Source organism: Trichocoleus sp. FACHB-40 (assembly GCF_014695915.1).
Classification (GTDB): Bacteria; Cyanobacteriota; Cyanobacteriia; order Cyanobacteriales; family FACHB-T130; genus Funiculus; species Funiculus sociatus.
The window spans coordinates 37,127-50,023 of the sequence record NZ_JACJPF010000060.1; the positions used below are offsets into that span (position 1 = coordinate 37,127).

Consider the following 12,897-nt stretch of genomic DNA (forward strand, 5'->3'; position numbering starts at 1 on the left):
GCTATATCAGTGTTCAAAAATATCTTTATATTGCAGTAAATCTAGAGCTACTATAGTGGGCAAACACTTAAAGCACTCTTGGGCAATTTCCCAACGTTCTTCTCGTTGCAGCATAACAATAAGTTTCTGGCGCACGCTCACTAGGTAACGGACATCATTCGCAGCATAGCGCAGTTGATCCTCAGAAAGATTCTCTGCATTACCCCAGTCGGAACTTTGAGAACTTTTATCAAGTTCCACCTTTTCTAATTCTTGCACCAATTCCTTAAGACCGTGGCGAGGGGAATAGGTTCTAGCAAGTTTGCTGGCGATTTTTGTGCAGAAGATAGGCTGAACGTGGATGCCGAGATGATAACGCAGCTGGGCGACATCGAAACGAGCAAAGTGGAAGATTTTCAGGACGCTTTGGGCTTCCATTAGCTTTTTTAAATTGGGTGCGTCTGTTTGTCCTTTGGCAATTTGCACCACTGTTACTCTATCTTTATCGCACAGTTGCACCAGGCACAAGCGATCGCGCTGCGGTAACAATCCCATTGTTTCCGTATCCACAGCGATCGCTTCCTGTTGCAGATACTCAGAAAGTATATTGTCGGGAAGGTCGCGATCGCAAACCTGAAAATCTTCCAATTTCCTCTCCTTACACCATTACTGAATTAACCCAGCCAACTCCATTACCCGCGTTTGATAAAAATCTGCGTCAAGTAATACTCGCCCTTAGCATTCTGGACAACACCAATCCCAGTTAAATTAAAATCACCTTGAATATTTTTCAGATGACCGGGACTTTTTATCCAACCCTGAACCGCTTGGGTAGCCGGATCGCTGTAGCCTTGATTGTACGCCACATTCTCCGCCGCACTGCGATAGTTTATCGACGTGCCAATTTCCTTGACTCGCCCTTCAAAACCATCGTGACTAAAAGCAACTGTACCATTTGCCATTGCTTGACTGTGCGCCTTCGCCTCTTTGCTGATTTCAGCATTCAGAGTTAAGGGGGGCAAATTCTGGGACTTGCGATACTGATTTATCTGTTCGTGAACAGACTGTTCCAAGGTTGTGTAGGAACCAGAATTTGAGGTTGGTTGAGTCGCAGGCGTACTGGGCGGCGGCTGATTATTTAAGATAGAATCGCAGCCACTCAGCCCAGCAGCCAGAAAAAGCATTCCCAAGGCTATCCGTGCGGATAATGGCATTACTTTTCTAACGATTCCGTGTCTTTGAGCAACTTCGCGACTGTTTGCACATCCTTGTCACCGCGTCCAGAACAGTTGATGATAATGCGGGGATTCCCACTTAGTTCAGGGCAAAGAGTATCGAGGTATGCGATCGCGTGCGACGTTTCCAGCGCCGGAATAATCCCCTCCAACTGAGACATTCGCTTAAACGCCTCCAGCGCCTCAGCATCAGTCACGCTATAATATTCTGCCCGACCTGCATCCTTGAGATAACTATGCTCCGGGCCAACACCAGGATAATCTAGCCCAGCGCTAATCGAATGCGCCTCCACAACCTGACCATCCTCATCTTGCAGCAAATAGCTCATCGCGCCGTGCAATACACCAACTCGACCTTTTGTCAAGGTTGCTGCGTGTTTTTCTGTATTCACACCCTCACCAGCAGCCTCCACACCAATCAGCCGCACGCTAGGCTCATTCACAAACTCGTGAAATAGTCCCATTGCATTTGAGCCGCCGCCGACACAAGCTAGGAGAATATCCGGCAACCCGCCCCATTTTTCCATCGCTTGAGCGCGAGTTTCCTGACCAATGACCCTATGGAAATCCCGCACCATCATCGGGTAAGGATGCGGCCCCGCCACCGAACCCAAGATGTAATGAGTAGTTTCTACATTCGTCACCCAGTCCCGAATTGCTTCCGAAGTGGCATCTTTGAGCGTTCCCGTCCCCGCTGCCACTGGGCGAACTTCCGCCCCCATCAGCCGCATCCGAAACACGTTCAGGGCTTGCCGTTCCATATCGTGAACGCCCATGTAGATGACGCAATCTAGTCCAAACCGGGCGCAAACCGTAGCTGTAGCCACGCCGTGCTGACCAGCACCCGTTTCGGCAATAATGCGTTGCTTGCCCATGCGCTTCGCCAACAATGCCTGAGCCAAAGCATTGTTAATTTTATGAGCGCCCGTGTGGTTCAAATCTTCTCGCTTCAGATAGATTTGCGGCCCCGTGCCGTCTGGCTTAGCATAATGAGAAGTCAGGCGCTCGGCAAAGTAAAGAGGGCTTGGTCGTCCCACATAGTCTCGCAACAGTTCTGTGAGTTCCTGTTGGAAAGCTGGATCTTTGCGATATTCCTCAAAAGCAGCTTCTAGCTCCAAGAGCGCAGGCATCAGTGTTTCCGGCACGTACTTGCCGCCAAAACGTCCAAATCTTCCTAGCGCATCGGGTTGTTGTGCAGAGGCGTTGGCACTTTCTTGAGAATTAGGAGAAATGGGAGTACGTGTCACAGTTATTAAAGGGAATCACAGCATAAACTTCATTATAGTTGTAGGGTGGGCAAAAAAAGGCTCTGATGCAAAAGGTAAAAGGTAAAAAATAATTCTCGATTTTTCCCTTTTTCCTTCTCAACCCCCACTGTACTTAATGGTTAAAGAACCTCATTCCTAACTGCGATGTCCTCTTCTAACCGCAAATCCTCCGATTCCCAAACATCTGCTCAAAAGCGCGTTGTCTACTCGGAATTTGGCAACGGCGATAATTCTGCCGCTTTTGAAAGACCAATTGCCGAATTACCGTCAAATCAGCAAAATCTGAAAGTTCAGGCTTCTCGTAAAGGGCGCAAGGGAAAAACTGTGACGGTGATTAGTGGCTTTCAGGTGAAACCTGAAACTCTAGAAGCTCTCCTGAAGCAGCTAAAAACTCAGTGCGGCACTGGTGGCACTGTTAAAGATAATACTCTGGAAATTCAGGGCGATCATACGCAGAAACTCGTTGAAATTCTTACTAAATTAGGCTATAAAGCCAAAATTAGTGGCGGCTGATTTACTTAATTATATCAATTCAGGTGGCGGATAGAGGTTAGTAGCGATCGCTGCTAACCTCTATCCGTATACCAATTTTTTGCGTTTATTAAAAAATATTAAAATAATTCTAATTATTTAGGTATTTCATGGTAACTTTGCGAGTAAAACAGCATTGAATCTGCTTAAAATCGGTATTTTCTCTGTTTCAATTTTCCATCGCATCAGTATAAATATCTAATTAGGGAATTTACCTGTTCCTGCTAATTAAAAAAGGTATTTTTTGTATTTTAATAACCATGAATGTTCCAGAGAATGCGGAACTGCTACAATTGCTGGCGGAACACACCCCAGCAGCGATCGCGATATTCGACCGCGATATGCGTTACCTGATAACCAGTCGTCGCTGGCTAACAGATTATGGCTTAACTAACCAAGATATCATCGGTCGCTCTCATTACGAAGTCTTTCCCGAAATTCCCGATCGTTGGAAGCAGATCCACCAGCGCAGTTTGGCAGGAGAAGTCCAAAAGTGCGAAGCAGATCCCTTTCCCCGTGCTGATGGAACAATTGGCTGGGTGAATTGGGAACTGCATCCTTGGCGGCAATCTTCGGGTGAAATCGGTGGCATTTTGATGATGACACAGGTAATTACTGAAAGTCCTGCTGTTAAAACGGTTAATAATAGCACAGAAGCAGCGCTAAAACAGGCAAAGGAAGCGTTAGAAATTATTGTTAAGGAGCGTAGTGCTGAACTCAACAATGCTATTGATCAATTGCAAGTTGAAATTGCCCAACGGGCGCGGGTAGAGGAAGCACTAAAAGAGAGCGAACAGCGACTACAGGCAATTTTGGATAACTCCCCAGCCTTAATCTACCTGAAAGATACGCAAGGACGATACTTTTTGGTCAACCGCCAATGCGAAGCTGTGTTCCACATCAACAAAGAAGAGTTAGAAGGTAAAACTGATTACGATATTTTTCCCAAGGAAACAGCAGACACATTTCGATATAACGACCAAAAAGTGCTAGCAGCCAAAACTCCAATGGAGTTGGAGGAAGTTGTGCAAGATGACAAACTTCACACTTACCTGGCGCTGAAGTTTCCCCTCTGTGACGAGAACGGTGTTCCCTACGCTCTGTGCGGCATTTCCACCGATATAACAGAACGCAAAGCTGTTGAGGAAGAATTAATCAAAGAAAGGAACTTCAGCCGCACCCTGATGGAAGCGTGTCCGGCTTTTTTTGTTACCCTAAGCGCAGATGGAAAGGTTCAGATGATGAACCCAGCGATGCTAGACGCATTGGGCTACACCTTAGAGGAGGTAGTGGGTAAAGATTACTTGCCGATGTTCGTCCCCGAAGCTGAGCAGGCGGGAGTTTTAGAGACTTTAGAGTGTCTCCTAAACTTTCGTGGATCAAACGTACATACCAACGAGGTACTAACCAAGACGGGTGAAAAGCGCTTGGTAGAGTGGCATGGTACGTTGGTGTTTAAAGAGACAGGCGAGGATATCTCTCCCACAGTTGACTTTTTTATGGCGGTAGGGATTGACATTAGCGATCGCCAACAAGCTCTTGATGCACTTCGAGAAAGCGAGGAGCAATTTCGATTCACCTTTGAGCAAGCAGCTGTTGGCATCTGCCATATTTCTTTAGATGGACATTGGCTGTTTGTCAATCAAAAAGTTTGCCATCTGCTGGGTTACAGCCAGGAAGAACTAAAGGCGCTCACCTTTAAAGATGTCACTCACCCGGATGACCTTAATAGCGATTTGGAGAACATTCGCCAGCTGCTGGCTGGGGAGATTCAAAGTTACTCGATCCAGAAGCGTTACATCCGCCAAGATGGTTCCCTTGTCTGGGCGCAGCTAACTCCGATGCTGGTGCGCGAGGAGTCTGGCAAACCCAAATATTTTATTACCGTTATTCAAGACATTAGCTCGCGCATTGCCCTAGAAAAAGAATTAGCCCTACGCCAAGCTCGCTTTGATGCCTTTTTCAGCGGTGCAACGGCTGGATTAGCTATAGTAGATGACCAGCTGCGGTTTGTGCAGATAAACGAAATGCTGGCAGAAATTAATGGAATACCAGCAACAGACCATATCGGGAAGACTTTCTCAGACATCCTCCCCGAACTGGCACCAATTTTAGAAGCTACCTATAGGCAGGTTTTGACCACTGGCAAACCAATTCTTAACCTGGAAATCAGCGGTGAAACCTCACAACAACCAGGCGTAGAGCGATATTGCATGTGTTCTTATTTCCCCTTACCTGGGCAAGATGGCACGCTTATAGGTGTTGGTGCAGTGATCTTAGAAATTAGCGATCGCAAACGCGCAGAGGAAGCATTGCAAAAGAGCGAATCTAGAAATCGCGCCTTGATCCAAGCGCTTCCAGATTTGTTATTTCGCATGAGCTTTGATGGTACGTATCTCGACTTCCACGCGCCGACAGAAGATTCGCTCTTAATGCCTCCCAGCTTATTTATGGGCAAAAAGATACATGAGGTGATGCCCCCAGAGGTAGCTGAGTTTACGATGCAAAATCTTTTAAAAGCGATCGCTACTGGCGAAGCTCAAGTTTATGAGTATCAGATGCAGGGGATGGACGGCAAAATGCGCGATTACGAAGCTCGGTATGCCGTCAGTGGGGAAACTGAAGTCCTGGTAATTGTGCGCGACATTACCGACAAAAAAGCCGTCGAACAAGCCTTAAAAGCATCGGAAGCGCAATTGCGAGAACAGGCGCAACAGTTAGAAAAAACTTTGCGAGAATTGCAGAAAACCCAATTCCAGCTGATTCAATCAGAAAAAATGTCTTCTCTCGGTCAGCTAGTAGCAGGTGTAGCTCACGAAATTAACAACCCGGTAAGCTTCATCTATGGCAACATCACTCCCGCCACTGAATACGCGGAAGATTTGCTGCGTCTGCTGCAACTTTATCAAGAACAATATCCCAATCCCACCCCAGAAATCACAGAAGAAATACAAGCTATCGACTTGGATTTTCTCAAAGGAGACTTTCCCAAAGTTCTCTCTTCAATGAAAATGGGAGCTACGCGCATCTGCGACATCGTTCTGTCATTACGAACTTTCTCCCGCCTCGACGAAGCCGAAATGAAAGAGGTAGATATCCACGAAGGTATCGAAAGTACGCTGATGATTCTGGAAAATCGCCTGCGAGTTCAACCAAATCGTCCCGAAATCCAAGTAATCAAAACTTATGGTAATCTGCCCAAAGTTGACTGCTACGCCGGACAACTCAATCAGGTATTTATGAATATTATTAGTAATGCTATTGATGCCTTGGAAATGGGAATTAGGGACTGGGGACTAGGGACTGGGGAAAGAGGTATAGACCAGGAAGAAAAAGCCTTCTCCTCCTTGTCCTCAGTTCCTACGATTCGGATTTGCACTGAAGTGCGAGGTAGCAATCATGTATCGATTCGGATTGCAGACAATGGTTCGGGAATAAACGAAGAAGTACGACGACGAATTTTTGATCCCTTCTATACCACAAAACCTGTTGGCAAAGGCACTGGTCTAGGATTGTCGATTAGTTACCAAATAGTAGTCGAGAAACATTCTGGATCTTTGCGCTGTTTTTCTCAGATGGGGAAAGGTACGGAATTTGTTATTAAAATTCCCATCCATCAGCTTGAGTGTTAGTTATAAAGCAATACAGTTCACTTAGAAGCTCAAAATCTCAAACCTGCAATTTGTTAGGTGAGGTGACTCAAACGCCACGCCACAAGGCACTCACCCAACAAATGCGTCTGATTGTTAGGTTTGAAGACTGAAATCCAATGTTTTATGGAAATATCTTTAGGGACTCTATAACCCATAATTTACCTCTTCAAAGTTCTGAAGGTTTTAGCGGCAAAGACACTGTAAAACAAGTTTGATTTGCACTACTTTCCAGCTGAATCGTACCTCCTAAAAGTGCCACTCGCTTTTGCACCAGCGCCAGTCCTAATCCAGTCCCACCCTGCTTCCAAGGATCGGTGCTGGGGATGCGGTAGAATTTCTCAAAAATCCGCTCCCTCTCGCTTGCTGGAATTTCCACCCCAGTATTATTCACGCTCACTTCTATTCTTGCTTGTGCGGTACGAGCTGTGACGATAATCTTTTCTTGGGTTGGCGTATACTTGCAGGCATTGGTCAGCAACTCGCTTAAAATTCGCCCTAAACTGGCGTGGTCGCAAACTAAGGGAGGCAGTTCCGGCTCGATGTTAATTTCTAAGTTTAGCTGGCGTTCTTGAGCTTGCTGAACAAAAGGCTCGATAACTTTGGGAAGCCATTCGAGCATTTCAATTGTTGTCAGCACTAGGGGTTGAACTTCAGTATCAAGTTTTTGCCATTCCAAGAGGTCATTAACTAGGTTGATTTCTCGTTCGCATTCGTTATGTAAAATATGGAAGTAGCGAGCTACCTTGTTTCTTTTTGCTGGTGGCTTGGATAGCTCTGCGAACAATCCGTGGTCTTTATTCAAGGCAATGCCTAACATCTGAATTGCCATTTTCATGTTGGCAACAGGCGATCGCAATTCATGAGGAACGGTACTTAAGAAGTCATCTTTAAGGCGAGTGAGTTTTTCCAGTTCTACTACTTGGCTTCGGGTTGCTTGGTAAAGTCGAGCTTGACGAATCGCGATCGCGCACCCAGAAGCAACTTGCTGCGCTAATCTGATTTCTAACTCGTTAAAAGCCTCTTCGTGCCGCTTGTATAACCACAGATCCCCCAACATCCCTTGGTTATCAAAAATTGGACAAGCTAAGATAGCCACTTGTCCGCGAATCCCTGGCACTAAGTAACAAAACTGGAAATACTGACCTTGCAACAATTGAGTATCTTCGGCAAACAAGTTGTCGATTGATACGACTTCCCCTAGAGCAGACGGCAATCCTATCGTGTACTCATGGGTAATAGTCGCCGTGCGGTCGGCATTGTATAAAGCTGTATCGCAACCTTCAACACCCAACACCAGAGTTAATTCCTGTACGGCGGTTTGCAAAATCTGGTTTTCGTCGAGAGTATCGCGCAATTTGTCGGTAATAAGTTTGAGCATTGCTTCAAACTTGAGCGCCCGTTGTAGCGCCCAAGTGCGACGCAAAAGCGTTTGGCGAAGTAACATATTGTGGGGCGCTTCGCACTCTGTTTCATCAGCTAGTTCGCCTTCCGGTTCTAGGGATTCTGCCAGCAAGTTTTCTAAATCGTCTTGGACACACTCCAGCTTTCTTTGGTTAAGACAAACCACCGAATTGTATTTAGTCTCAGTAATATCTTGCAGGAACCAGCGCAACCCTACCACTTGATGAGGTTGCTGCACTTGGCGCACTGGCTCTACGCTTAACACACCAGTAAACAGTTCGCCTTGGGCTTTAGCTAAGCCGATTTCCCAATTTTTGACAACCGCTCCTTGTTGCAATGCGCTAAGCTGAGCATGAAAGTCACCACGAGCATCGGCGGCGACAAACTCCACTAAAGAGTTACCCAGCAGGCACTCCTGAGAATTGTCCAACAATTGTGCTGCTGTCCGATTGGCTTCTAGAATTACCCCTTGTGGATTTGTCACCAAGTAGGCAATATCATTACTCGCTGCGATCGCTACTATTGGATCATCGGAATCCGCTTGACGATGTAACTCCTGATCAGATTGATAATGCTGTCCTTGTGCGACGAGTTCTACACGAGTGTTGGTAGCCAATTTTCTTTGGCGTATCTGGTAGCGTGTCACTACTTGCATTTCTTGCAGTTGGCTGGATAATTGCTCCAGAACTTCCACTATCGGCTGCTTTTCCAGCTCCGATAACTCTTCGGTATACTGCCACAACTCCTGCAAGCGTTGTTGGGAATCCTCAAAGAGCTGGTTAAGGTCATTTATCATTGCACCCCTCACTCGCTTGAACCAGGCTGCTCTAACAGCAGAATTACTCATAAAAATGACCGTTCGAGTTAACCGGATATCCTGAAATGATATCCAATGCAATCGCTGCCTTAATTTGTCAATAGGATAACTTCATATTTTGCGATCGCGCCACTCACCTAAAATGACGACCCTCTACCAGCGAAAAAGTTGATTAGTATAACTAATATTTATACTTTTTTACTTTACCAGCCATACACAACATTTATTTTATGGCACCGCTCGGCTGTCGGGTATTTAATTTACCTCCAATAAGCGCCCGAAGGGAAAAGCGACCACTGGCTTTTACAGTTTTTAATTTTTAATTTCTTAGTTTTAATTGCTTAGAGCTGCTTTTCTATCTCAATAGAGATGGCTCAGCCCAGTATCGATGCTACTGTTGAGAAGTATCAACCATAACTCTTATACGGAGGGTATTATGGATTTTTTCCGCATACTCATAGCCATTTTTATTCCACCTCTTGGAGTTTTCTTGCAAGTTGGGATTGGCACAGACTTTTGGATTAATCTCGTCTTGACTTTCCTAGGTTATGTACCAGGGATTATCCATGCAGTATGGGTTATTGTCAGAAAATAGCCATAATTCCTGCTTTTTCCTAACATTTGCATTCCCACAATAAAACAAAAAAGGAGCCTTAAACAATCAGGCTCCTTAAATTAAGTTTAATTTCCAGCCAGGAAGGAAACTTAATCAACCGTACCAGGTAGTTTTGGTGCCAATAAAGCTTGAGAATATAGAGGCGCTTGTTTTTGGGCAACCAGCGTCAGCACATTACGCGCCTGGGCTGCAACTGCAACAGTCTTAACATCATAGGTTTGAGTCGCCACCTTGGGATACAAACCAATTCCGATGATGGGTATTAACAAGCAAGCAGTGATAAAAACTTCACGAGGCTTAGCATCCATCGCCACTGATGTCGCCAATTCTGGATTAGACTGCCCGTAGAATACTTGACGCAGCAAATCCAGTAAATACATTGGTGTAAGAATCAATCCCACCGCCGCCAACAGCACCACCACAACTTTGAAAATTGGGCTGTAAACATCGCTTGTCGTCAAGCCTAAAAATACCGTCAGTTCGCCCACAAAACCGCTCATTCCCGGTAACGCGAGGGAAGCCATCGAACCTACTGTGAACAAGGCAAACACCTTGGGCATTTGTTTGGCAAGTCCGCCCATTTTGTCCATCATCAAGCTGTGGGTACGGTCGTAGGTAACGCCTGAGAGGAAGAATAACGCTGCCGCAATTAAGCCGTGGGAAACCATTTGCAGCACCGCACCATTCAAACCTAAATCTGTGAACGAGGCGATACCAATCAGCACAAAGCCCATGTGGGAAATTGAAGAATAAGCCAACCGCCGTTTGAGATTGGTTTGGGCAAAAGCGGTCAAAGCGCCGTAGATAATGTTAACCATGCCCAGAATTACTAGCACTGGCGCGAAGTAAGCATGGGCATTAGGTAGCATTTCCATGTTCATGCGAATCAGCGCATAACCGCCCATTTTCAGCAACACCCCAGCCAAAATCATCGATACTGGCGCTGAAGCTTCGCCGTGGGCATCTGGTAGCCAAGTGTGCAGGGGGAAAATCGGCAGTTTGACACCAAAGGCAATCAAGAATCCAGCATAAGCGGCTAATTCTAATGCTTTGGGATAATGCTTGGCTGCTAGCGTCGCCATGTCAAAGGTGACTGTATCGCCTGAAAATGCCATCAAGAAGGCTGATACCAGAATGAATACAGACGCCAAGGCGGTGTAGAGGATAAACTTGGTGGCTGCATATCGGCGCTTTTCTCCGCCCCAGATAGAGATCAGCAGGTACACTGGCACTAATTCCAGTTCCCACATCATGAAGAATAAGAGCATATCCTGGGCAGCAAAGACACCAATCTGGGCGCTTAACATCACCAGCATCAGGAAGTAAAACAAGCGCGGCTTTTTGGTAACTTTCCAACCCGCAAATATAGCTAGGGTAGTGACTAAGCCAGTTAAGACAATTAGTGGCATTGACAACCCATCGACCGCCATTGACCAGTTCAGTCCCAACTGCGGTACCCAGGCGTAGTTTTCTACCAGTTGAAAGCCTGGGTTATTTAGGTCGTAGTGATACCAAAAGGCATAAACCATCAGGGCAAAGTCTACAAACGCTACCCCAAGAGCGTACCAGCGAACAGTTTTGCCTTCTTTATCAGGTAGTACCGGGATGGCAAAAGAAGCTAGTAAGGGCAGCAGAACAATAGTGGTTATCCACGGGAATTGTGCGTTCATTATCTAGAACCTACGCAAGGTTGAGGGGTATACCAGGGGTTTCAGGTTGCGTATGGCAGGTACTTGCTTTGGCTACCTGTACTTGTCCCGTAAAATTTTCCTTAATTGACTGAACTAAAAAGTGACGTCTTAGGAATAAATACTTACAATATGAATATATACCTTAAATAACTAAAGTAACAAGCTGTTAATTTAAATAAATTTATGTTAAGCCCCAAGGGATAAAAAAAAGACGTGTGCGTTGACACCCCACACCTCCGAACTTCTATGCTCTGCATGGGAATTCGGAGGTGGAGGGTCTGTATTCATTACAGGGTGAGCATTTCTGATGAAGTGAGGTATGGGAGTAGAGCCTAGATATTCTATGTATGCGTTCCCAGCCTCACCCTAGAAACGAGACAAATGTAATATTTAGGAAGGTCAACCGTTAGCATCACAAAGAACAGGCTTTCCTGTAGATATAGCCTGTTCAATAATATCGGCAGCTCGACGAACTCCTCCAGCACGGTGAATTGCTGCTTGTAACCTGGTAGCATTCTGCTTGTAAGAATCTTGAGTCATCACCCCTTGTATAGCTGCTCGTAACTTGGGAACGCTCAACCGAGACAACTGCACAACTTCCCCACAACCCGTCCAAGCTATACGCGCTGCTACTCCCGGCTGATCGTTGGCAATCGGAATCGCTACCATTGGCACCCCATTACTCAAGGATTCCAAAGTAGTATTCAGGCCTGCATGGGTAATCGTCAGGGTGGCTTTTTGTAGTAACTCTAGTTGGGGTGCATATTCTACAACCAAGGGTGAACCAGGCAGTTCTGGGAGCGATTCTGGGGTAGTTGAACCACCCAGAGAAAGCACTAACTGAGCATCTAATCCCTCACAAGCTGCGGCAATATCGCGGAAAATATCCAGCAGGCGATTTTGTACAGTTCCCATAGAGGCGTAAATTAAGGGTTTTCCCGTTAACTTTTCAAAGGGAAAAGATACAGGTTCTCGGCTGGCTGAATTGTGGTATGGGCCAGTAAAATGAAAGACTTTAGGTAAATGCTGTCTTGGGAAGTCAAACTCAGCTGGCTGTTGACTCAACTGCGCTAGTTGGGAGTATTGATCGTTCGAGTGAACGTAGAGGGGTAAATTCCACTTTTGGCGATACTCGCTTATCACGTCCCGGACTGGCTTAGTGATGCGATTGAATAGATTGTAAGCTGCTTTGTTCCGCAGACGCGCCCACAATGCAGTGTTATAACTCCAAGGTGAAGAAAATGGGGGAACGCTGTCTTCTTGATTAACCATCATGGCACTGCACACAGTAATGAAGGGAATCTCTAGGAAGTCTGCTACCGTCCCTCCCCCATATGAAATTTGGTCTACTAACAATGCTTCTACACCTGCTGCTTTGAGGGCTGCCGGAGCCTCCCGAAGCAGCATAGCAGCACTCTGTTGGATCAGACTGATGGTATAGCGCAAGGCAGCCAGTCCGCTTAGTTTCCCCAATTCTCCCAAAGATTGCTTAGTTATCCCCTGTGGGAACTCGGATTCTCCAATTGCCCAAAAGTCCAATCCGGCTGCAAGTGCCTTGGGTTGAGCATCCTCAATCCCGAAGAGAGTGACGCGATGACCGCGAGAAAGCAGTTCGCGTCCTAAAGGAGTTATTGTGTTGAGGTGTCCTGTTGATCTAGGACAGATGATGCCATAGTGAGTCATATCAAATAGTGGTAATTGGTAAT

General features: G+C 46.1%; 9 protein-coding genes. 3 read left to right on the top strand and 6 right to left on the bottom strand.

What is annotated here, in order from left to right; translation table 11 throughout:
* Positions 1-6: 6 nt before the first annotated feature.
* From H6F63_RS13835 to trpB, 3 genes are read right to left on the bottom strand one after another with little or no spacing between them, the layout of a single operon-like run.
* Entirely contained in the window at positions 7-627 is a 621-nt protein-coding gene (locus H6F63_RS13835; protein ID WP_190638180.1) for a ribonuclease D, read from the bottom strand.
* A 44-nt stretch (positions 628-671) separates the two neighbouring features.
* Positions 672-1,193: a CAP domain-containing protein gene (locus H6F63_RS13840; protein WP_190638182.1), complete on the bottom strand. Its 522-nt coding sequence runs from the start codon at positions 1,191-1,193 to the stop codon at positions 672-674.
* Positions 1,193-2,461, bottom strand: coding sequence for a tryptophan synthase subunit beta (gene trpB, locus H6F63_RS13845; RefSeq protein WP_190638184.1), 1,269 nt, complete (start codon positions 2,459-2,461; stop codon positions 1,193-1,195). The genes H6F63_RS13840 and trpB overlap by 1 nt, the downstream gene beginning before the upstream one ends.
* A 165-nt stretch (positions 2,462-2,626) precedes the next feature.
* Between trpB and H6F63_RS13850 the strand changes: the two genes are divergently transcribed.
* Together H6F63_RS13850 and H6F63_RS13855 are read left to right on the top strand one after the other, a co-directional pair.
* Complete coding sequence (locus H6F63_RS13850) at positions 2,627-2,995, top strand: translation initiation factor (RefSeq protein WP_190425209.1); 369 nt, start codon at positions 2,627-2,629, stop codon at positions 2,993-2,995.
* 278 nt (positions 2,996-3,273) lie between these two features.
* Positions 3,274-6,645 (top strand): PAS domain S-box protein, encoded by a 3,372-nt coding sequence (locus tag H6F63_RS13855; protein WP_190638185.1) that lies wholly within the window; start codon positions 3,274-3,276, stop codon positions 6,643-6,645.
* A gap of 187 nt (positions 6,646-6,832) precedes the next feature.
* Here H6F63_RS13855 and H6F63_RS13860 read toward each other — a convergent pair whose 3' ends face one another.
* On the bottom strand, positions 6,833-8,914 hold the full coding sequence (locus H6F63_RS13860; RefSeq protein ID WP_190638188.1) for an ATP-binding protein: 2,082 nt from the start codon (positions 8,912-8,914) through the stop codon (positions 6,833-6,835).
* A 406-nt stretch (positions 8,915-9,320) separates the two neighbouring features.
* Between H6F63_RS13860 and H6F63_RS13865 the strand changes: the two genes are divergently transcribed.
* Entirely contained in the window at positions 9,321-9,479 is a 159-nt protein-coding gene (locus tag H6F63_RS13865; RefSeq protein WP_190425220.1) for a YqaE/Pmp3 family membrane protein, read from the top strand.
* Between the two features lie 110 nt (positions 9,480-9,589).
* Here H6F63_RS13865 and H6F63_RS13870 read toward each other — a convergent pair whose 3' ends face one another.
* Together H6F63_RS13870 and H6F63_RS13875 are read right to left on the bottom strand one after the other, a co-directional pair.
* Positions 9,590-11,170: an NAD(P)H-quinone oxidoreductase subunit 4 gene (locus tag H6F63_RS13870; RefSeq protein WP_190638191.1), complete on the bottom strand. Its 1,581-nt coding sequence runs from the start codon at positions 11,168-11,170 to the stop codon at positions 9,590-9,592.
* A gap of 420 nt (positions 11,171-11,590) precedes the next feature.
* Entirely contained in the window at positions 11,591-12,874 is a 1,284-nt protein-coding gene (locus H6F63_RS13875) for a glycosyltransferase (protein WP_190638193.1), read from the bottom strand.
* Positions 12,875-12,897: the final 23 nt, after the last annotated feature.

Excerpts from the sequence above, each read along its gene's own strand:
- H6F63_RS13870 (WP_190638191.1), bottom strand. The coding sequence starts at position 11,170 with ATGAACGCACAATTCCCGTGGATAACCACTATTGTTCTGCTGCCCTTA.
- H6F63_RS13875 (WP_190638193.1), bottom strand. The coding sequence starts at position 12,874 with ATGACTCACTATGGCATCATCTGTCCTAGATCAACAGGACACCTCAAC.
- H6F63_RS13855 (WP_190638185.1), top strand. The coding sequence starts at position 3,274 with ATGAATGTTCCAGAGAATGCGGAACTGCTACAATTGCTGGCGGAACAC.
- H6F63_RS13860 (WP_190638188.1), bottom strand. The coding sequence starts at position 8,914 with ATGAGTAATTCTGCTGTTAGAGCAGCCTGGTTCAAGCGAGTGAGGGGT.
- H6F63_RS13850 (WP_190425209.1), top strand. The coding sequence starts at position 2,627 with ATGTCCTCTTCTAACCGCAAATCCTCCGATTCCCAAACATCTGCTCAA.
- H6F63_RS13865 (WP_190425220.1), top strand. The coding sequence starts at position 9,321 with ATGGATTTTTTCCGCATACTCATAGCCATTTTTATTCCACCTCTTGGA.
- H6F63_RS13840 (WP_190638182.1), bottom strand. The coding sequence starts at position 1,193 with ATGCCATTATCCGCACGGATAGCCTTGGGAATGCTTTTTCTGGCTGCT.